This is a genomic window from Pantoea sp. Ft-CA_14, from assembly GCF_024520875.1.
GTDB lineage: Bacteria > Pseudomonadota > Gammaproteobacteria > Enterobacterales > Enterobacteriaceae > Pantoea > Pantoea agglomerans.
The window spans coordinates 33,547-53,449 of the sequence record NZ_JALNPM010000007.1 but is presented as its reverse complement, the minus strand read 5'-3'; the positions used below and the strand labels follow the sequence as shown (position 1 = coordinate 53,449).

The window sequence follows — 19,903 nt, the reverse complement described above, 5'->3', positions numbered from 1 at the left end:
TATTGTTGAGTTCACAGAGAGTTTAACCTTGCTGTCTCCATTCAGAGACAGAGAAAATGCCAGCTGTCGCTGGATACAGACATTTCCCGACAGGCCTGTTGAATGAAGTTTTGAGCTAATTATTTAACCTGCTGATTTATTGTGATTTTAAAAATAATCATAAACCTGGCACGGCTTGTGCAATACTTCTGCTGTAGATGCTCATTCCACCTCTTATGTCTGCTGATGCTACATAAACCTGGGAATGATGCAGAGCCAATTTTAGGTACCTGTTGTCTGCCTGCCTGTATCGCGAAAGCCTTACAGGGTTAACAGACACCACGTTGAGTCAGGTACCTCCCGGTTGTCTTACCGACCTGATCTTGCACCTGCCACTGGCAGGTGTTTTTTTTTGCCTGCGAAAGCGTGCTGGCAGATTGCGGGCACAAAAAAGCCGGGCAAGCCCGGCTTTATCAGGTATGAAAAGAGGATCAGGCGTTGGGATTGTTCTTCAAGGTGAGCAACAACCCTTCACGACGCATCTTCGCCGCTTCTTCCGGGCGACGCAGACGATCATAAACATCCGCCAGCCATGCATAATCAAACGCGTCAGGACGCTGTGCCAGCGCCTGCTGCAGTGCCTCAGCAGCCTGCTGCCATTCACCATGACGCATCAGCAACTGCCCCAGCGTACTGTGCAGCAGCGGTGTTGCGCCGTGTTGTTTGATTTGCTGGCGTAGAACTTTCTCCAGCGCTTCCGGATTACCGCTTTTGATACGAGGCATCAGCAGTACCAGACGATCGTCATAATGACGCTTGAGGCCCTCCAGCACGATCGATTGCGCGGTGTCGTGATCGTTGCATTCAATCAGATGATCCGCCATGGCCACCTGCAGCGTCGTTTCCTGACGGGTTTTGCGGCTCAGATCGTTCCACCAGCGCTTCAGCCCATCGCTGCCCTGGTCAGCCATCGCCTGATTCATCAGACCCAGCCAGGCTTGCTGCTGTAATGCATCACGATGCAGCTCATCGCCGACCTGCGCCTTCTGCATGGCGGGCAGAATATCCAGCAATGCACTCCAGGCACCAGTACGGACATACGCCTGTTCGGCCAGGCGCAGCACTTCAGGATGACGCGGTGCCACTTCCAGCAGACGGTCAATGCTATGACGCGCAGCATGATCTTCGTTACGTGCCAGCTGAATACGTGCGCGGGCAATTTCTACCGGAATGGTGTTGCTCTCCGACAGCTCTGCAGCACGTTCAAGATGCTGATTAGCACGGATTTCATCACCACGCTGTTGCGCAGCTTCTGCTGCCAGCAGGTAGTTCGCCACCGGCACATCAGCGTGATCGGCATCTTTAGAAAGCAGTTTTTCCACCTGACGGTGATCGCCTTCTGCCAGCTTCATCAGTGCCGACTGAGTATGACGCTGGGCGCGACGGCGTTTACGTCCGGTAAACCAGCCACGGGTACGCGCGCCGGTGTGCAGCACGCGGCGCAGCAGCCATTCCACGGCCAGAATCACCAGCAGGCTGAGGATGAGGATAATGACCAGGCCGGTGACGCTGGTTTCGATGTTCCAGTTATCGGTCTGAATCAGCACGTAACCCTGATGACCGGCAATCATCGGTCCCAGCACCACGCCAGCAATCAGCAGGATAAAGAGGATAAATACCTTAAGCATGCTTAGCCTCCCTGCTGATTAGCAGCGGCAGAAGGTTGCGCTAACAGGTTCCGGACGCGGGTCTGCATCAGCTGTTCCAGCAACGGCTGACTTTCCAGGTTATCCGGCAGGTCCATATTGATGTTCTGCTGGCTCAGCTCATCCAGCTGGGCAAGGAAGGCTTTGGTAGCGGCATCATTGGTGTCGTACCAGGCGCGAACCCATGCGGACACGGTGTCGATAGATTGTTTATAAATCTCATCCTGATGACGCGGTACCGCCTGAGCAGCAATCAGCAGACGCGAGCGGATATTCTCACGCAGGTAAACATCCTGATTAGGTGCCAGCAGCGGCTGGGCGGTGTTATCGCGGCGGCGGATGGTAATAAAATCATCCATAAAGTTATGCCAGCTTTTCACCAGATTCTGACGCCATTCGCGCACGGAACCTGACAGTTCACCGCCATCGCTGTCCATCGGCGCATCATCGCTGTCGTTATCGGCCAGACGCAGATTATCAACGTTGTTCGACAGCTGGTTCAGTTTGAGGATCACGCCGTCATAATCGACCTGCGTAACCGAAGAGAGGTTACTGATATCCTGGGTCAGCGCACGACGCACATTCATGACGCTGGGATCGTTCATGTCGGCCAGGCTGGCATCGGCGCTTTTCAGCAGTGCAGCGGCGGTGGTGACATCCTGGTCGCTCCAGAGTTTGCGGCCAGCCAGTTTCACCAGATAGTCCGCCTGTGCCAGCAACCAGCTGCGCACGTCGTTGCCAGAAATCACGGCCACTTTTTCACGCAGGGTTTGCAGCTCTTTTGCTGACGCGTTTTGCTGTGTCTGGGCTGTCTGCAACGCGGTTTCGGCGCCGCTCAGTTGCTGAGTCAGCTGCTGTTTGTCGCTGCTGGCCTGCTGTTGCAACGCGCTTAATTGTTCGCTCAGCTTCTGATTGGTTTGTGCCTGTAAATCAGCCTGATGTTTCCCGTTAAGGTATAAACCCGCACCAATCGCCAGCGCAATCACAATCGCAACTGCACCCAGCACCATGCCACCATTTTTCGCATTACGCGGTGGTGTGCTGTTGCTGGAAGGAGAGCGGTCGACCGCTGGGGTGGTTTCTTCAACCATGGCGGAGGAGTCTTTTTGTTCCGTCATATGTGGCACATCCCATTGTTAAAGTTCAGCGTAACGCGCGCAGCAGCGCATCGTTATCGGCACCATCGGCTACCTGAATATCCTGCCAACCCAATCCTGCGGCCAGGGTAGCCAAACGTTCACTGACGACAACCAGTCGGCAGTTGAGCAGCCATTCCTCGCGATCAACTGCGGGGAACAGCGAAAAAAGCTGTTGTAACATTTCACCGCTGGTCACCACCAGCACGGAGACACCGCGATCGCGCCAGCGGCGTCCTTCAACGGGTCCATCATAATACTTCTGGCAGCGCTGATAACAGGCTGCAAACGACACCTCAGCACCTCGCCGGGTTAGCGTCTGAGCCAGCAACTCGCGTCCGGGATCGCCACGCAGGATCAGCGCACGTTTACCCGCAACCTGCTGAAGGGTATTCAGCCGGATCAATTCTTCACTGGTTTCATGCGCATGAGGCCAGGTCACCTGCTGTCCGCTGGCGGTATGAAACGCCAGTGCGGTGCTGCGACCAATTGCATAATAGTCCAGCTCAGCGGGCCATGCTGTGACGGTGTGTTGTGCGTAATGTATAACCTGCTGAGAAAGGATAAAAACCAGGTCGCCAGGGCGAAGTGCGGCGAGCTTTTGTGGCAGAGAGGTGAGATCAGCGCCCGGCGCAAATTCGATCAGCGGCAGGCTCCACGCCTGTTTGCCAAGGGCATGCAGGCGTGACACCAGCTCTGCCGCTGCGGGTTCCGGGCGCGTCACCAGAATGGTCATGCCGGCGGCTGCCCCTGGTAAACTTCCTGCAGGATTTCACGCGCGCCGCCATTCAGCAGTTCATCGGCCAGTGAAATACCCATCTGTTCAGCCTGAGCGCGGGGACCACGGCGTTCGCCGCTGACCATGACCCGGCCATCCGGTGCGCCGACCATGCCGCGCAGCCAGAGGTCATCGCCTTCCAGCACCGCGAAACTGCCGATTGGCACCTGGCAGCCACCCTCTAAACGGGTATTCATGGCGCGCTCCGCTCGGACACAGACTTCGGTGTCATCGTGATTCAGCGCCTGCAACAGGCCAATTAAGGTGGTGTCGTCCAGACGGCATTCAATGCCGACCGCACCCTGACCCACGGCGGGCAGGGAAACTTCGGCAGGCATCGCCTGACGAATGCGATCTTCCAGTCCCAGGCGTTTCAGCCCGGCGACAGCAAGAATAATCGCGTCATACTCTCCGGCATCAAGCTTGCCGAGGCGGGTGCCGACATTGCCTCGCAGCGAGCGGATAACCAGGTCCGGACGGCGCGCACTAATCTGGCACTGACGGCGCAGGCTGGACGTGCCGACAATGGCACCCTGTGGCAGCGCGTCGATAGAGTCATAATGATGAGAAACGAACGCATCGCGCGGATCGTCGCGCTCGCAGATGGTTACCAGGCCCAGACCTTCCGGGAAATTGACCGGCACATCCTTCATCGAGTGCACCGCCATATCGGCACGGCCATCCTGCATCGCCAGCTCAAGCTCTTTGACAAACAGCCCTTTGCCACCCACTTTTGCCAGCGGCGTATCAAGGATGATGTCACCTTTCGTGACCATAGGCACCAGCTCAACGCGCAGTCCCGGATGGGCACTCATGAGTCGTTGCTGTACATAATGTGCCTGCCATAATGCGAGCGGGCTTTGTCTTGTAGCAATTCTGAAAATTTTGTCTAACATGCTGTTAACCATTTTTATCGTTCACTGAATATCCTATCATCTCTGGGTGAAGACTGTCAGTTTCAACGGATTGAAAACGGCCTGCATGCGGTTTCAGGCCGGTTTGTTAAGCCATAACGTGGGAACCAGAGCTGAAAAGGCGGGAAGCTGGTAAGAACGTGCTAAACTGTCAGGTAGCGCAACTTTCTTTACGGTCAATCTGCAGGGTGTTAGATTGATCACGTTTCCAGCAATTATCTGCCCACTTTTTTACTTTATAAGCGGCAGAGTGTGGAAACAGGGTGCTTAAACACTGGGACAATCAGGCGAAACGTCTTGTACCTCTACATTGAGACACTGAAACAGAGACTGGATGCAATCAACCAGCTGCGCGTTGATCGTGCGCTGGCTGCTATGGGACCCGCTTTTCAGCGCGTCTACAGTCTGCTGCCAACCTTATTACATTATCAACATCCGCAGATGCCGGGTTACCTTGAAGGTAGCGTTCCACATGGCATCAGCTTCTTCACGCCTGATGAAAATCAGCGTCAGCTGCTGGCCGATCTCACCGGCGACAGCGATCTGCGTCATGCCGATGCGCCGAAAGGCGAAATGCCGATCACGGCGATCTATTCTATGGGCAGCACCTCATCTGTCGGCCAGAACAGCGTCTCGGATCTCGATATCTGGGTCTGCCATCAATCCTGGCTTGATAATGAAGAGCGTCTGAATCTGCAGCGCAAATGTACGCTGCTGCAGAAGTGGTGCGTTTCGATGGGCGTGGAGGTGAGTTTCTTTCTGATTGATGAGAACCGCTTCCGCCACAACGAAAGCGGCAGTCTGGGCGGTGAAGATTGCGGTTCAACACAACACATTTTACTGCTGGATGAGTTTTACCGTACCGCGGTTCGTATGGCGGGTAAACGCATCCTGTGGAATATGGTGCCGGGCGAAGAAGAGCACAATTACGACGACTACGTGATGTCGCTTTACGCCAAAGGCGTGCTGACCCCTAATGAGTGGCTCGATCTTGGCGGCCTCGGCACGCTGTCGGCGGAAGAGTATTTCGGCGCCAGCCTGTGGCAGCTTTATAAAAGCATCGACTCCCCGTATAAAGCCGTACTGAAAACGCTGCTGCTGGAAGCGTACAGCTGGGAATACCCGAATACGCAACTGCTGGCGATGGATATTAAACAGCGCCTGCATGACGGTGAAATCATCTGCTTCGGGCTTGATCCTTACTGCATGATGCTGGAGCGCGTTACGCACTATCTGACCAGCGTTGACGATCAGCCGCGTCTTGACCTGGTGCGTCGCTGCTTCTACCTCAAAGTGTGTGAAAAGCTCAGCACCGAAGATCATCAGCACCGCACCGGCTGGCGTCGTGAAATTTTATCGCAGCTGGTCAAAGAGTGGGGCTGGAACGAAGAGAAGATTGCCATTCTGGACAACCGCGCTGAGTGGAAAATCGAGCGGGTGCGCGAAGCCCACAATGAATTGCTGGATGCGATGATGCAGAGTTATCGCAACCTGATCCGATTTGCCCGCCGCAATAACTTAAGCGTCAGCGCCAGCCCGCAGGATATCGGTGTGTTGACCCGTAAACTGTATGCCGCGTTTGAAGCGCTGCCGGGCAAAGTGACGCTGGTGAATCCGCAAATTTCGCCCGATCTCTCCGAGCCCAATCTGACCTTTATTCATGTGCCGCCTGGACGCGCCAACCGTTCCGGCTGGTATCTCTATAACCAGGCGCCGGACATGGATTCGATTATCAGCCATCAGCCGCTGGAATATAACCGCTACCTGAACAAGCTGGTGGCGTGGGCGTGGTTCAACGGACTGCTGACCCGTAAAACCCGGCTGCATATTAAAGGCAATGAGGTTTGCGATCTGGCGCGTCTGCAGGAGCTGGTTAACGATGTTTCCAGCCACTTCCCGCTGCGTCTGCCTTCGCCGACGCCAAAAGCGCTCTACAGTCCGTGCGAAATCCGGCACCTTGCGATTATTGTTAACCTTGAACACGATCCGACGGCGGCCTTCCGCAATCAGGTGGTGCACTTCGACTTCCGTAAGCTGGATGTCTTTAGTTTTGGTCAGCAGCAGCAGTGCCTGATTGGCAGCATCGATCTGCTCTATCGCAACTCCTGGAATGAGGTGCGTACGCTGCACTTCAGCGGCGAACAGGCGATGATCGAAGGGCTGAAAACCATTCTCGGCAAGATGCATCAGGATGCTGCACCGCCCGATACGGTGGAAGTGTTCTGCTACAGCCAGCATCTGCGCGGTCTGATTCGGACGCGGGTACAGCAACTGGTCTCAGAATGCATTGAACTGCGCCTCTCCAGCACACGTCAGGAGCCGGGTCGCTTTAAAGCGCTGCGTATGGCGGGCGAGACCTGGGGCCTGTTCTTTGAACGCATGAGCGTTTCGGTGCAGAAGCTGGAAAATGCGGTTGAGTTTTATGGCGCGATCTCCAACAACAAGCTGCACGGACTGTCGATCAAAGTCGAAACGAATCAGACGCCGCTGCCACCCGTGGTCAACGGTTATGCCAGCGAAGGCATTATTCAGTTCTTCTTTGAAAACACCACCGATGAGCGCGGCTTCAATATCTACATCCTCGATGAGACCAATCGGGTTGAGGTTTATCATCACTGTGAAGGCAGTAAAGAGGAGCTGGTGCGCGACGTCAGCCGGTTCTACTCCTCATCGCACGATCGCTTTACCTATGGTTCAAGCTTTATCAACTTCAACCTGCCGCAGTTCTACCAGATTGTGAACACCGGTGAGCGATTCCAGGTGATTCCGTTCCGTAGCCAGACGCTGACGCAGCTGTGTACCTCGCAGCCTGACAACGACAACAGCGACTATCAGCCACGCTATCAGGTGCACTGATGCTGACGGGCTGCCTGCGCTCTGCAGGTGGCCGCTATCTTCCCGGCTTGTCACCCGCTTCACGCTATTTGCGGGCATTTCCTGTTGCTTTTCCACCTTCAACTGCGATGATAAGCATCCAGGTAAAGGACATGAAGAGCATAAAGAATGAAGAAAGTAATAAGCCTGTTGGCCATGACACTGGCAGTAATCAGCCTTGCAGGTTGTGGTCTGAAAGGACCGCTCTACTTCCCGCCGAAGGATCAGCCGAAGAAACAACAAGCCCCAACCGACCGCCAGAAAGCGGATGCCTCTAAAGCCGATGTCGGCGGGCTGGTTACCGGCAATTCAGGCGTAAAAGCGAACTAATCTGATGGCTTATCCGGCGGAGCAAAAAATGCAGTTCTCCAAAATGCACGGTCTCGGCAACGATTTTATGGTTGTGGATGCGGTGACACAAAACGTCTTCTTTTCGCCGGAATTGATCCGCCGGCTGGCCGATCGTCATCTGGGGATCGGTTTTGATCAACTGCTGATTGTTGAACCGCCTTACGATCCCGATCTTGATTTCCACTATCGCATTTTCAACGCCGACGGCAGTGAAGTCGCACAGTGTGGCAACGGTGCGCGCTGCTTTGCCCGCTTTGTTCAGCTGAAAGGGCTGACCAACAAAAGTGACATCCGGGTCAGTACGCAGAATGGCCGCATGGTGTTGACCGTCACGCCTGACGACCAGGTGCGCGTGAACATGGGCGAGCCAAACTTTGAGCCTCAGCAGGTGCCGTTCCGTGCCAACAAAGCCGAAAATCTCTATCTGCTGCGCGTGGCCGAACAGACGGTGATGCTGGGTGCGGTGTCGATGGGCAACCCGCACTGCGTTATCCAGGTTGAAAGTGTCAAAACCGCGCAGGTTGAACTGCTGGGCCCGATTCTGGAGAGTCATGAACGCTTCCCGGATCGCGTTAATGTCGGTTTTATGGAGATCATCAATCCCGAACATATCCGCCTGCGCGTCTACGAACGCGGAGCGGGTGAAACGCAGGCGTGCGGCAGCGGCGCCTGTGCTGCCGTTGCATGTGGCATTCAGCAGGGCATTCTGGCACCCAAAGTGCGTGTCGACCTGCCTGGCGGAACGCTGCACATCACCTGGAAAGGCGCCGGTCAGCCGCTCTATATGACCGGGCCTGCGACACACGTCTACGATGGGTTTATTCATCTATGAAAAATATCGAAGAGCAGGCTGACAGTTCGGTTCTGCTGGACGATCAGGCCGTCAGTGATTATCTGCGGCAGAATCCCGATTTCTTTATCCGCAATGCCCGTGCAGTTGAACAGATGGCCGTGCCGCATCCGGTGCGTGGCAGCGTCTCTCTGGTCGAATGGCATATGTCGCGGCAACGCAACCATATTCAGCGGCTGGAAGAAGAGATCACGCTGCTGATGGAGCAGGCCAGCGCTAACCACGAACTGTTTGATCGTCTGCTGTCGCTGGAGAGCCATCTGGCCGCGGCTGACTCGCTGCAGGATATGCTCAACCGTCTGCATCGCTGGGCGCGTGAGCTGGGCCTGGCGGGTGCCAATGTGCGGCTGTTCAGTGATAAATGGCTGCTGGGCGCGCCCTCCGATTTCTTTCAGCTGAGCCTCTCGCGTCAGGCGTTTGAACCGCTGCGTATTCAGCGCTTCGGTAACCAGCATCACTATCTTGGCAACATTAACGGGCCGGAACTGCTGCTGCTGTTGCCGCAGGCCAAAGCGATCGGGTCGGTTGCCATGTCGCTGATGGGTGAGGAGGGCGATCTCGGCGTGCTGGTGTTCAGCAGTCGTGACAGCCAGCATTATCAATCGGGCATGGGGACACTGCTGTTGCAGCATCTGTCGCAGATGATGCCTGATCTGCTCTCCCGCTGGGTTGAACGCGCATGAGCAGCGCGCTGCAGGAGGCCGTCGACGGATTTCTGCGCTACCTGAAAGTGGAGCGCCAGCTCAGTCCGTTAACCCAGAGCAGCTATGCGCGCCAGCTTGCCGCGCTGGTGGCGATTGCTGATGAGATGAAGCTGAGCAGCTGGGCGCAACTGGAACCGGCGCAGGTGCGCAGCATGGCGGCGCGCAGCCGTCGCGCCGGACTGGCCGCCAGCAGCCTCGCGTTGCGGCTCTCCGCCCTGCGCAGTTTTCTCGACTGGCAGGTGAGCCAGGGTTTGCTTTCTGCCAACCCGGCCAAAGGGGTGATGACGCCGCGTAAAGCGCGCCATCTGCCTAAAAACATTGATGTTGATGAAGTAAACCAGCTGCTGGAGATCGACCTTAACGATCCGCTGGCGGTGCGCGACCGGGCGATGCTTGAAGTGATGTATGGCGGCGGTTTGCGTCTCTCTGAACTGGTGAATATGGATTGTCGCCACGTCGATCTCGATTCAGGCGAAGTGTGGGTAGTCGGTAAGGGCAGCAAAGAGCGCCGGATACCGATTGGTCGCACGGCGGTCGCCTGGATCCAGCACTGGCTGCCGCTGCGTGAAACCTTTGGCGGCCAGGATGATGCGCTGTTTCTTTCCACGCGCGGCAACCGCATCTCGCCACGCAACGTGCAGAAACGCTTTGCCGAATGGGGCATCAGACAGGGCGTGGCCAGCCATATCCATCCGCATAAGCTACGACACTCTTTTGCCACGCATCTGCTGGAATCCAGCGGTGACCTGCGTGCCGTGCAGGAGTTGCTGGGTCACGCAAACCTGTCGACGACCCAGATCTACACCCATCTCGACTTCCAGCATCTGGCTTCGGTGTATGACGCTGCGCATCCCCGCGCCAAACGAGGAAAGAACGAATGAAGTTTTATCGTCCGCTGTCGGCCATAAAAGCCATGACCTTCGACCTTGATGACACTCTCTACGATAACTACCCGGTCATCCGTCGTACCACGCTGGAGTCCCATGCCGCGTTGCAGGCTTTTCATCCGGCGCTGCGTGACTTCACGCCGCAGGATTATCAGCAGTTGCGCGATGAGCTGCTGCAGCGAGAACCTGATATCTATCATGATGTTTCGGAGTGGCGACGCCGTTCGGTTGAGCTGGCGATGCTGAATATCGGCCTCTCTGCTGCTGAAGCCACCGCGGGCGCGGCAGAAGTGATGGCGGTCTTCCATCAGTGGCGGAGTCAGGTCGAGATGCCGGATGAGACGCACCAGACGCTGAAAGCCCTGGCGGAGAAAATCCCGCTGGTGGCGGTCACCAACGGCAACGCCTGCCCGGAAAAAATGGGCATTGCCGAATACTTCCGCTTCACACTGCGGGCCGGCCCGGACGGGCGCGCCAAGCCGTGGCAGGATATGTATCAGCTTGCAGCGCAACGCCTTGATATCGCGCCACACCATATTCTGCACGTGGGTGATGACCTGACCACCGACGTGGCGGGCTCACTGCGCTGCGGGCTGCAGGCCTGCTGGATTAACCTGCGGCAGGGCAATCTGATGCATATCCCGGATGCGCGCCTGTTGCCGCATGTCGAAATTTCGCGGTTGGCATCACTCACCTCACTGCTATAATGGCTGTAAATTTATCCAGTCGTCTCCACTTTTTGTTTTGCCGCCGTCCCTTATCCGGCACCTGTATCGCCGCCTGACTGGCAGCGATAATGCCTTGCGGCAGGCGGAATAATCAGTGTGACGACGGCGTTTTTTTCTTTGGTAATCGGTGCTTATGGACGTTTCTGAACTGCTCGATGGTTTGAATGACAATCAGCGCGCTGCCGTTGCGGCACCGCGCAGTAACCTGCTGGTGCTGGCAGGCGCGGGCAGTGGTAAAACGCGGGTGCTGGTGCATCGCATAGCCTGGCTGATGTCGGTGGAGAACTGCTCACCCTATTCGATTATGGCGGTGACCTTTACCAACAAAGCGGCAGCGGAGATGCGTCACCGTATCGAGCATCTGATCGGCACCAGTCAGGGCGGGATGTGGATCGGAACCTTCCACGGTCTGGCGCACCGCTTACTGCGCGCCCATCATCTTGACGCCGGTCTGCCACAGGATTTTCAGATCCTCGACAGCGAAGATCAGCTACGTCTGCTCAAGCGCCTGATCAAATCAATGAACCTTGATGACAAACAGTGGCCTGCGCGTCAGGGCATGTGGTACATCAATGGCAAAAAAGATGAAGGCCTGCGACCAAAGCATATCGAAAGCTACGGCAATCCGATTGAGCAGACCTGGCTGCGCATCTATCAGGCCTATCAGGAAGCCTGTGATCGCGCCGGTTTAGTCGACTTTGCCGAGCTGTTGCTGCGCGCCCATGAATTATGGCTCAACAAGCCACACATTCTTAATCACTACCGCGAACGCTTTACCAACGTGCTGGTGGATGAGTTCCAGGATACCAACAACATTCAGTATGCCTGGATTCGGATGCTGGCGGGCGACAGCGGCCGGGTGATCATCGTGGGCGATGATGACCAGTCGATCTACGGCTGGCGCGGCGCACAGGTCGAGAATATTCAGCGCTTTCTGCAGGATTTCCCCGGCGCGGAAACGATCCGTCTGGAGCAGAACTACCGCTCAACCAATAACATCCTGAAAGCCGCCAACGCCCTGATCGCTAACAACAATGGTCGCCTGGGTAAAGAGCTGTGGACCGAAGGCAGCGATGGCGAACCGATCTCGATCTACTGCGCCTTTAATGAGCTGGATGAAGCACGCTTCGTGGTCAACCGCATTAAGGTCTGGATGGAGAACGGCGGTGCGCTCAACGACTGCGCCATTCTCTATCGCAGCAACGCCCAGTCGCGTGTGCTGGAAGAGGCATTACTGCAGAGCAGCATGCCGTACCGTATTTATGGCGGCATGCGCTTCTTCGAACGTCAGGAGATCAAAGATGCGCTCTCCTATCTGCGTCTGATGGCGAACCGCAATGACGACGCGGCATTTGAACGCGTGGTGAATACCCCGACGCGCGGCGTGGGCGATCGCACGCTCGACGTGGTGCGTCAGACGGCCCGTGAACGTCAGATGACGCTGTGGCAGGCAACGCGTGAACTGCTGCAAAGCCGTGCGCTGGCTGGCCGGGCCGCGTCTGCGCTGCAACGCTTCTGTGAACTGGTTGATTCACTGGCAACCGAAACCGCCGAGTTACCGCTGCATGTTCAGACCGACCGGGTCATCAAAGACTCTGGCCTGTGGCTGATGTATGAGCAGGAAAAAGGTGAGAAGGGTCAGGCGCGTATCGAAAACCTGGAGGAGCTGGTGACCGCTACGCGGCAGTTCAGCTATCAGGATGAAGATGAAGATCTGATGCCACTGCAGGCCTTTTTATCCCACGCCGCGCTGGAAGCGGGCGAAGGCCAGGCAGACAAATGGCAGGATGCGGTTCAGCTGATGACGCTCCACTCGGCAAAAGGGCTGGAGTTCAGCCAGGTGTTTATCGTCGGCATGGAAGAGGGCATGTTCCCGAGCCAGATGTCACTGGATGAGGGTGGCCGGCTGGAGGAGGAACGTCGTCTGGCTTATGTCGGCGTGACCCGTGCGATGCTCAAGCTGACGCTGACCTACGCCGAAACCCGCCGACTCTATGGTAAGGAAGTGTATCACCGGCCGTCCCGTTTTATCGGCGAACTGCCCGAAGCGTGCATAGAAGAAGTGCGTCTGCGCGCCAGCGTCAGCCGTCCGGTAAACCATCAGCGGATGGGTGCCCCGGTGACCAAAAATGACAGTGGATTCGCGCTGGGTCAGCGTGTTCATCATGCAAAATTTGGCGAAGGCACCATCATTAATCTGGAAGGCAGCGGCGAGCATAGCCGTCTTCAGGTGGCGTTTCAGGGGCAGGGAATCAAGTGGCTGGTGGCGGCTTACGCGAAGCTTGAAACGCTTTAGCGTGCGGTTGACGGCTTTTTCGTCTCAGCGTAACATGCGCCCACTATTATCATGAGAGGACAATGCCTTGGACACGCCCAGTCGATGCTGGCTCAATGACCTGGATTCCAGGAATAACATCTAAGGCTACCTCTTTACGCGGGTAGCCTTAGCGGTTATCAGCGACCTCCCTTTTTGATTCCGTCGCGAGTCAGCACTGATTTATCTCTGAAACTCTGTTTCCGTGTTCAGGCTGCCCGTTCCATGTTGAGGAACGGCGGACTGCCTTGTCCCATTTAGTCTGCAATGGGGAGTATTGCTATGCTGAGCGCATTTAAACTGGATCACAGCCGCCTGACGCGACTGGAGCTGGAAGACGAAAACGACAAACTGACGACCTCTGTCTGGGTCGATCTGATCGAGCCGGAAGAGGGCGAACGTGATCGCGTGCAATCTGAGCTGGGCCAGAGTCTGGCAACACGGCCTGAGCTGGAGGATATCGAGGCCTCGGCACGCTTCTTCGAAGATGAAGATGGTCTGCATATCCACTCCTTCTTCTTCTATGAAGATGCTGACGATCACGCCGGTAACTCCACCGTGGCGTTCACCATCCGTGAAGGCCGTCTCTACACGCTGCGCGAACGTGAGCTGCCTGCGTTCCGTCTCTATCGCATGCGCGCCCGTAATCAGACTCTGATCGACGGCAATGCCTTTGAGCTGCTGCTTGACCTGTTTGAAACCAAAATCGAACAGCTGGCGGACGAAATCGAGAACATCTACAGCGCACTGGAGAAACTCAGCCGGGTGATCATGGAAGGTCAGCAGGGCGAAGAGTACGATCAGGCGCTGTCGCGACTAGCGGAACTGGAAGATATCGGCTGGAAGGTGCGTCTCTGTCTGATGGATACCCAGCGCGCCCTGAACTTCCTGGTACGCAAAGCACGTTTGCCGGGCAATCAGCTGGAGCAGGCGCGTGAAATTCTGCGCGATATCGAATCGCTGCTGCCGCATAACGAATCACTGTTTCAGAAGGTCAACTTCCTGATGCAGGCGGCGATGGGTTTCATCAACATCGAGCAGAACCGCATCATCAAGATCTTCTCGGTGGTCTCCGTGGTGTTTCTGCCGCCGACGCTGGTGGCCTCCAGCTATGGGATGAACTTTGAGTTTATGCCGGAACTGAAGTGGAGCTTTGGTTATCCGGCCGCGATCGGCCTGATGATTCTGGCCGGACTGGCGCCTTATCTCTATTTCAAGCGTAAAAACTGGCTTTAAAATAAGAACGGGCCATCTGAGATGGCCCGTTCTGCTGGCTCCTGTCCCCATTTCTGCGTAATCTTACCCTCCTGTTTTTACAAATTATTAACTTCTTATGGACGCTTTTTCGTTGCGCGCGCAGTGGACGCTGCTGCTGCTGATCTCAGTATTGCTGGGCGCGGTGCTGCACTATTTTCATGTGCCCGCTGCGCTGTTACTGGGACCGATGATTGTGGGTGTAGTGATGGGGCTGTCGGGTGCCACGCTGCGAATTGATAAACGGCTGTTCCTGCTCGCTCAGGCCGTACTGGGCTGCATGATTGCGCAGAGTCTGTCGCCTTCGATTCTGGCCCCGCTGATCCAGGACTGGCCGATCGTGCTGGCGGTGCTGCTGCTGACGCTGGCGGCCAGCGGCCTGTCAGGTTTTCTGCTGGTGCGCTTCAGTCATCTGCCTGGCCCGACCGGCGCATGGGGATCGTCGCCGGGCGGTGCAACGGCCATGGTGGCGATGGCGGGTGACTTTGGCGCTGACGTGCGGCTGGTCGCATTCATGCAGTATCTGCGGGTGCTGTTTGTCGCCTCGGCGGCCGCGCTGGTGGCGCGCATCGGACTGGGCGATGAGGCGCACAGCGTCTCGCTGCTCTGGTTTCCACCGCTGAATCATGGCTTTGTTATCACCCTGGTGGTGATGCTGACGGGCGCGTGGCTGGGCACCCGACTGCGCATTCCTTCTGGCGCGCTGCTGCTGCCTGCGCTGGCGGGCGCAGCACTGCACAGTAGCGACATCGCGGTGTTACAGGTGCCGGAATGGCTGCTGGCCGTGGCCTATGCACTGATTGGCTGGAGCGTGGGATTACGTTTCACCCGCCCGATTTTTCTGCTGGCACTGCGCACGCTGCCGCAGATGCTGGCCTCGATCTTCGGGCTCATGTTGTTGTGTGGCGGCCTGGCGTGGATGCTGACGCGAATGCTGGATATCGATCTGATGACGGCCTATCTCGCCACCAGTCCAGGCGGGCTGGACACGGTGGCGATCATTGCGGCGGGAACCCAGGTCAACATGGCGTTTGTGATGGCGTTGCAGACGTTGCGTCTGTTTACCATCCTGCTGACCGGCCCGGCTTTAGCGCGCTTTATTTCACGCTATGCGCGAACGGGAACGGAATGAAAACGCCACCGCATCGCAGACAAATACCAGCAGCGCCAGCCAGATGAAGCCAAAGGTCACCATCTTGTCCGGCGTGATGGTCTCACCGTAAAACGCGACCGCCAGCACAAACATCAGCGTCGGACCGAGATACTGAAAGAAGCCTACGGTGGAAAGTCGCAGACGGCTGCAGGCTGCCGCAAACAGCATTAGCGGAATGGTGGTCACAATGCCCGCCGCTATCAGCTTCAGGTTGAGACTCAGTGGGTTGGCGGATAAGTGGCTGGTGGCGCTGTCGGCAAAGCCAAACAGGTAAATCGCCGCCAGCGGAAACAGCCACAGGGTTTCAATCAGCATGCCGCTCTGCGCATCGACCTGAATCTTTTTGCGCACCAGGCCATACAGGGCGAAGCTCAGCGCCAGGCCCAGCGCGATAATCGGTAACGAGCCAAACTGCCACAGCTGCACCAGCACACCGACGGTGGCCAGCAGCACGGCGAGCCACTGCAGACGGCGAAACCGTTCGCGCAAAAACAGCATGCCGAACACCACGTTGATCAGCGGGTTAATAAAGTAGCCCAGGCTGGCTTCCAGCATATGCTGATTGTTGACTGCCCAGATAAACAGCAGCCAGTTGCCGCCGATAGTCACGGCCGTCAGCGCCAGCAGCAGCACTTTTTTAGGCTGGCGCAACACGCTGCGAACGCCGGGCCAGCTGCGGCTCAGGGTAATCAGTAACAGCATAAACAGTGCAGACCAGATCACCCGGTGCGTCATGATTTCCGTGGCGGGAACCTGCTTTACCAGTTTGAAATAAGCGGGCGCAATGCCCCAGATAAAGTAAGCGCCCAGTGCAAAGCCAACGCCCTGTCGGGTTTGTTGCGTATCCATATGCGTTCCATTCAATGGCGTGGTTAGCCGATAAGATAGGTGGCGGTAGCCGTGGCGATATAATCGCCCTGTTGATTGTGCAGTTCCACGCGCGCCACGGCGACTTTGTTACCGGCGCGCAGCAGGCTGCTGGTGGCGGTGAAGCGTTCGCCGCGTCCGGGACGCAGATAGTCGACGCGCATATCAATGGTACCCATGCGTGACAGACGCTGGCGCAGATCCGCTTCGCTGATGCTTTCCTGACGGGTTAACGCATTACTGACGCAGACCATGCCCGCCGCCACATCCAGTACCGACGCGATAACGCCGCCGTGCAGAATCTGCTGCGCCTGGTTGCCCACCAGCATGGTTTTGTTATTGAAGCTGATCTCTGCGTAGTCTGCGTCAAGGCGCATCAGTTCCAGGCCCAGCGCCTGATTAAACGGCATGTGATAAACGAAAATTTCGCCGACCAGCTGGCGAGCGTCCTGCTGTGTCAGCACGGGTGATGACATGATGATGTGTCCTGAAAAAATCGGGCCAGAGGGGCGCGGAATATGAATGAGTTGTGTATTCTATGCCGCCTGCGAGGGTGTTTCCAGTTTAAGAAATCAGCACTCATGCTCACTGCCATTTGCGTGTAGAATGGCCTGCTTTTTACGACACCCTTTCAGTTACTTTGATACGCAGCTGCTCACCGGAGAATTTTATGCGTAAGCATCGCGCCTTGCTGGCGGCAATGTTGATATTTCCTGCGCTGGCGCAGGCGGATGAAGCCCATATTAAAGAGGTTCATGACGCGCCACAGGTTCAGGGCAGCATTATTGCTAACCTGCTGGAGAAGCATGACAACCCGTTTGTTCTCTATCCTTACGAGAACAACTATCTGCTTTATACCTATACCAGCGACCTCAATAAAGAGGCGATCTCCTCCTATAACTGGGGAGAGAATGCCCGCAAAGATGAAGTGAAATTCCAGCTCAGCCTGGCGTTTCCGCTGTGGCGCGGTATTCTGGGCGACAACTCGGTGCTGGCAGCCTCTTACACCCAGCGTTCCTGGTGGCAGCTGTCGAATAGCGCTGAGTCATCGCCATTCCGTGAGACCAACTATGAGCCGCAGATTTTCCTGGGCTGGGCGACCGACTATTCGCTGGCGGGCTGGACACTGCGTGATGTCGAAGTGGGTCTGAATCACCAATCCAATGGACGAAGCGATCCCACCTCGCGCAGCTGGAACCGCGTCTATGCGCGTCTGATGGCAGAGAATGGTAACTTCCTGGCGGAAATCAAACCCTGGTATCGCATCCCTGAAGGGGCGAACAGCGATGATAATCCTGATATCACCAAATATATGGGTTACTACCGCACCCGTCTGGGCTATAAGCTCGGCGACAATATCTTCAGCGTAGAGGGCAACTATAACTGGAACAGCGGTTATGGCGGCGCTACCCTGGGCTGGAGCTACCCTATCACTGAGCACGTTCGCTTCTATACTCAGGTGTTTAGCGGTTACGGTGAATCACTGATCGATTACAACCATCGCCAGACGCGTCTGGGTGTGGGTGTAACACTTAACGACTTGTTCTAATCCATAACGAAAGACAGGAATCGCGTGGCAACCTCGGCAGTTCTTAATCAGGAAGCGCTGGCGCAGCAGGTATTGCAGGATACCTTCGGCTACCAGCATTTTCGTCCCGGTCAGCAGACGATCATCAATGAGGCGCTGAGCGGGCGCGATTGTCTGGTGGTGATGCCCACCGGCGGTGGTAAATCGCTCTGTTATCAGATCCCTGCGCTGGTGCGCGAGGGGCTGACGCTGGTGGTGTCGCCGCTGATCTCGCTGATGAAAGATCAGGTCGATCAGCTGCTGGCGAACGGCGTGGCGGCGGCGTATCTCAACTCCACCATGACGCGCGATCAGCAGCAGACGGTGATGGCCGACTGCCGAACCGGTCGGGTTAAGCTGCTCTACATCGCCCCGGAACGCCTGATGATGGATAACTTCCTGGACAGTCTGGCGCACTGGCAACCGGCGATGCTGGCGGTGGATGAAGCGCACTGTATTTCCCAGTGGGGCCACGATTTCCGTCCGGAATATGGCGCACTCGGCAAGATGCGTCAGCGCTTCCCGGAATTACCGGTAATGGCGCTGACCGCGACCGCGGATGAAACCACCCGCAACGACATCGTTAACCTGCTGCATATGCAGGATCCGCTGATCCAGATCAGCAGCTTTGACCGCCCCAATATTCGCTACACGCTGGTGGAGAAATTTAAACCCACCGATCAGCTGCTGCGTTACGTTCAGGATCAGCGCGGCAAGTGCGGCATTATCTACTGCAACAGCCGGGCGAAGGTGGAAGACACCGCCGCGCGGCTGCAAAGCCGGGGGTTCAGCGTTGGAGCCTACCACGCCGGTATCGACAGCGAACAGCGTGGTCGGGTGCAGGAAGCGTTTCAGCGTGACGATCTGCAAATCGTGGTAGCGACGGTGGCCTTTGGCATGGGCATCAACAAGCCCAACGTCCGTTTTGTGGTCCACTTCGATATCCCGCGCAACATTGAGTCCTATTATCAGGAAACCGGGCGGGCCGGACGTGATGGTCTGCCTGCCGAAGCGATGATGCTTTACGACCCGGCCGATATGGCCTGGCTGCGTAAATGTCTGGAAGAGAAAGTGCCCGGGCCGCTGCAGGATATTGAGCGTCACAAACTCAACGCCATGGGCGCGTTTGCTGAAGCGCAGACCTGCCGCCGTCTGGTGCTGCTGAACTATTTTGGCGAGGGCCGCCAGCAGCCGTGCGATAACTGCGATATCTGTCTTGACCCACCTAAACGTTATGACGGCCTGGTTGAAGCGCAAAAAGCCCTCTCCGGCATCTACCGCGTGGGTCAGCGTTTTGGTATGGGCTATATCGTTGAGGTGCTGCGCGGGTCCAACAATCAGCGTATCCGTGAGCAGGGTCATGACAAACTGCCGGTCTATGGACTGGGCAAAGATCAGAGCCACGAACATTGGGTGAGCGTGTTACGTCAGCTAATCCATCTGGGGCTGGTGACGCAGAACATCGCTATGCATTCGGCTCTGCAGCTCACCGAAGCGGCGCGGCCGGTGCTGCGTGGTGAAGTGCCACTGATGCTGGCGGTGCCGCGTTTAATCACCGCAAAAACAAAAAGCAGCAGTCCGGCGAAGTTTCACGGTGGCAACTACGATCGCAAACTGTTCGCCAAGCTGCGTAAGCTGCGAAAAGCGATCGCCGATGAAGAGAATATTCCGCCTTACGTGGTGTTCAATGACGCCACACTGATAGAGATGGCAGAACAGATGCCGGTCAGCGCGTCCGAGATGCTCAGCGTCAACGGCGTGGGTCACCGCAAACTGGAGCGCTTTGGCAAACCTTTCCTGGTGATGATCAAAGAGCATCTTGATGATGAAGAGTAAAGGAC

Annotated in this window: 18 protein-coding genes; 12 read left to right on the top strand and 6 right to left on the bottom strand. The window is 56.5% G+C overall.

Translation table 11 applies throughout. The features are described from left to right. Positions 1 to 470: 470 nt before the first annotated feature. Genes hemY through hemC form a run of 4 tightly spaced genes read right to left on the bottom strand, consistent with a single transcriptional unit; the run spans position 471 to position 4,495 of the window. Positions 471 to 1,667 carry a protoheme IX biogenesis protein HemY gene (hemY, locus tag NR195_RS12465; RefSeq protein ID WP_010257339.1) on the bottom strand — a complete coding sequence of 399 codons (1,197 nt, stop codon included), beginning with the start codon at positions 1,665 to 1,667 and terminating at the stop codon, positions 471 to 473. A gap of 2 nt (positions 1,668 to 1,669) precedes the next feature. Then, positions 1,670 to 2,803 (bottom strand): uroporphyrinogen-III C-methyltransferase, encoded by a 1,134-nt coding sequence (gene hemX, locus NR195_RS12460; protein ID WP_256844572.1) that lies wholly within the window; start codon positions 2,801 to 2,803, stop codon positions 1,670 to 1,672. A gap of 25 nt (positions 2,804 to 2,828) precedes the next feature. Continuing rightward, the gene (gene hemD / locus NR195_RS12455) at positions 2,829 to 3,557 is read right to left on the bottom strand and encodes a uroporphyrinogen-III synthase (RefSeq protein WP_033767572.1); all 729 of its coding nucleotides are present in this window, start codon (positions 3,555 to 3,557) and stop codon (positions 2,829 to 2,831) included. Then, the gene (hemC, locus tag NR195_RS12450) at positions 3,554 to 4,495 is read right to left on the bottom strand and encodes a hydroxymethylbilane synthase (protein ID WP_031292611.1); all 942 of its coding nucleotides are present in this window, start codon (positions 4,493 to 4,495) and stop codon (positions 3,554 to 3,556) included. Before hemC ends, hemD begins: the two co-directional genes overlap by 4 nt. 315 nt (positions 4,496 to 4,810) lie before the next feature. On the opposite strand from hemC, the gene NR195_RS12445 reads away from it, so the two are divergent. The 10 genes from NR195_RS12445 (at position 4,811) to NR195_RS12405 (ending at position 15,607) form a co-directional block, all read left to right on the top strand. Further along, positions 4,811 to 7,369, top strand: coding sequence for a class I adenylate cyclase (locus NR195_RS12445; RefSeq protein WP_010257330.1), 2,559 nt, complete (start codon positions 4,811 to 4,813; stop codon positions 7,367 to 7,369). Between the two features lie 147 nt (positions 7,370 to 7,516). Beyond that, entirely contained in the window at positions 7,517 to 7,717 is a 201-nt protein-coding gene (locus NR195_RS12440) for a lipoprotein (protein ID WP_010257328.1), read from the top strand. 28 nt (positions 7,718 to 7,745) lie between these two features. Beyond that, positions 7,746 to 8,570: a diaminopimelate epimerase gene (gene dapF / locus NR195_RS12435; protein ID WP_010257326.1), complete on the top strand. Its 825-nt coding sequence runs from the start codon at positions 7,746 to 7,748 to the stop codon at positions 8,568 to 8,570. After that, positions 8,567 to 9,271, top strand: coding sequence for a DUF484 domain-containing protein (locus NR195_RS12430; RefSeq protein ID WP_256844571.1), 705 nt, complete (start codon positions 8,567 to 8,569; stop codon positions 9,269 to 9,271). The genes dapF and NR195_RS12430 overlap by 4 nt, the downstream gene beginning before the upstream one ends. Then, a complete protein-coding gene (xerC, locus tag NR195_RS12425) occupies positions 9,268 to 10,173 on the top strand; it encodes a tyrosine recombinase XerC (protein WP_033780856.1) in 906 nt (301 codons plus the stop codon). Before NR195_RS12430 ends, xerC begins: the two co-directional genes overlap by 4 nt. Beyond that, positions 10,170 to 10,886, top strand: coding sequence for a 5-amino-6-(5-phospho-D-ribitylamino)uracil phosphatase YigB (gene yigB, locus NR195_RS12420; RefSeq protein ID WP_022624864.1), 717 nt, complete (start codon positions 10,170 to 10,172; stop codon positions 10,884 to 10,886). Before xerC ends, yigB begins: the two co-directional genes overlap by 4 nt. Before the next feature lie 154 nt (positions 10,887 to 11,040). After that, positions 11,041 to 13,203, top strand: a complete 2,163-nt coding sequence (gene uvrD / locus NR195_RS12415; RefSeq protein ID WP_010257313.1) for a DNA helicase II — start codon at positions 11,041 to 11,043, stop codon at positions 13,201 to 13,203. A gap of 67 nt (positions 13,204 to 13,270) precedes the next feature. After that, a complete protein-coding gene (ysgD, locus tag NR195_RS22970) occupies positions 13,271 to 13,327 on the top strand; it encodes a YsgD/CorL family protein (RefSeq protein ID WP_353748370.1) in 57 nt (18 codons plus the stop codon). 176 nt (positions 13,328 to 13,503) lie between these two features. Then, positions 13,504 to 14,457, top strand: a complete 954-nt coding sequence (corA, locus tag NR195_RS12410; protein WP_003854370.1) for a magnesium/cobalt transporter CorA — start codon at positions 13,504 to 13,506, stop codon at positions 14,455 to 14,457. Positions 14,458 to 14,554: 97 nt separating this feature from the next. Further along, positions 14,555 to 15,607: an AbrB family transcriptional regulator gene (locus NR195_RS12405; protein WP_033767570.1), complete on the top strand. Its 1,053-nt coding sequence runs from the start codon at positions 14,555 to 14,557 to the stop codon at positions 15,605 to 15,607. On the opposite strand, the gene rarD is transcribed toward NR195_RS12405, so the two are convergent. Both rarD and NR195_RS12395 read right to left on the bottom strand, forming a co-directional pair. Continuing rightward, positions 15,578 to 16,477 carry an EamA family transporter RarD gene (rarD, locus tag NR195_RS12400; RefSeq protein ID WP_010257306.1) on the bottom strand — a complete coding sequence of 300 codons (900 nt, stop codon included), beginning with the start codon at positions 16,475 to 16,477 and terminating at the stop codon, positions 15,578 to 15,580. The genes NR195_RS12405 and rarD overlap by 30 nt on opposite strands. A gap of 23 nt (positions 16,478 to 16,500) precedes the next feature. After that, complete coding sequence (locus NR195_RS12395) at positions 16,501 to 16,971, bottom strand: thioesterase family protein (protein ID WP_010257304.1); 471 nt, start codon at positions 16,969 to 16,971, stop codon at positions 16,501 to 16,503. Between the two features lie 194 nt (positions 16,972 to 17,165). Here NR195_RS12395 and pldA point away from each other — a divergent pair, with 194 nt between their 5' ends. Next, entirely contained in the window at positions 17,166 to 18,044 is an 879-nt protein-coding gene (pldA, locus tag NR195_RS12390; RefSeq protein WP_010257301.1) for a phospholipase A, read from the top strand. Positions 18,045 to 18,068: 24 nt separating this feature from the next. Further along, a complete protein-coding gene (gene recQ / locus NR195_RS12385) occupies positions 18,069 to 19,898 on the top strand; it encodes an ATP-dependent DNA helicase RecQ (protein ID WP_010257299.1) in 1,830 nt (609 codons plus the stop codon). The last annotated feature ends 5 nt before the right edge of the window (positions 19,899 to 19,903 follow it).

Excerpts from the sequence above, each read along its gene's own strand:
- hemY (WP_010257339.1), bottom strand. The coding sequence starts at position 1,667 with ATGCTTAAGGTATTTATCCTCTTTATCCTGCTGATTGCTGGCGTGGTG.
- hemX (WP_256844572.1), bottom strand. The coding sequence starts at position 2,803 with ATGACGGAACAAAAAGACTCCTCCGCCATGGTTGAAGAAACCACCCCA.
- hemD (WP_033767572.1), bottom strand. The coding sequence starts at position 3,557 with ATGACCATTCTGGTGACGCGCCCGGAACCCGCAGCGGCAGAGCTGGTG.
- hemC (WP_031292611.1), bottom strand. The coding sequence starts at position 4,495 with ATGTTAGACAAAATTTTCAGAATTGCTACAAGACAAAGCCCGCTCGCA.
- NR195_RS12440 (WP_010257328.1), top strand. The coding sequence starts at position 7,517 with ATGAAGAAAGTAATAAGCCTGTTGGCCATGACACTGGCAGTAATCAGC.
- dapF (WP_010257326.1), top strand. The coding sequence starts at position 7,746 with ATGCAGTTCTCCAAAATGCACGGTCTCGGCAACGATTTTATGGTTGTG.
- NR195_RS12430 (WP_256844571.1), top strand. The coding sequence starts at position 8,567 with ATGAAAAATATCGAAGAGCAGGCTGACAGTTCGGTTCTGCTGGACGAT.
- xerC (WP_033780856.1), top strand. The coding sequence starts at position 9,268 with ATGAGCAGCGCGCTGCAGGAGGCCGTCGACGGATTTCTGCGCTACCTG.
- yigB (WP_022624864.1), top strand. The coding sequence starts at position 10,170 with ATGAAGTTTTATCGTCCGCTGTCGGCCATAAAAGCCATGACCTTCGAC.
- uvrD (WP_010257313.1), top strand. The coding sequence starts at position 11,041 with ATGGACGTTTCTGAACTGCTCGATGGTTTGAATGACAATCAGCGCGCT.
- corA (WP_003854370.1), top strand. The coding sequence starts at position 13,504 with ATGCTGAGCGCATTTAAACTGGATCACAGCCGCCTGACGCGACTGGAG.
- NR195_RS12405 (WP_033767570.1), top strand. The coding sequence starts at position 14,555 with ATGGACGCTTTTTCGTTGCGCGCGCAGTGGACGCTGCTGCTGCTGATC.
- rarD (WP_010257306.1), bottom strand. The coding sequence starts at position 16,477 with ATGGATACGCAACAAACCCGACAGGGCGTTGGCTTTGCACTGGGCGCT.
- NR195_RS12395 (WP_010257304.1), bottom strand. The coding sequence starts at position 16,971 with ATGTCATCACCCGTGCTGACACAGCAGGACGCTCGCCAGCTGGTCGGC.
- pldA (WP_010257301.1), top strand. The coding sequence starts at position 17,166 with ATGCGTAAGCATCGCGCCTTGCTGGCGGCAATGTTGATATTTCCTGCG.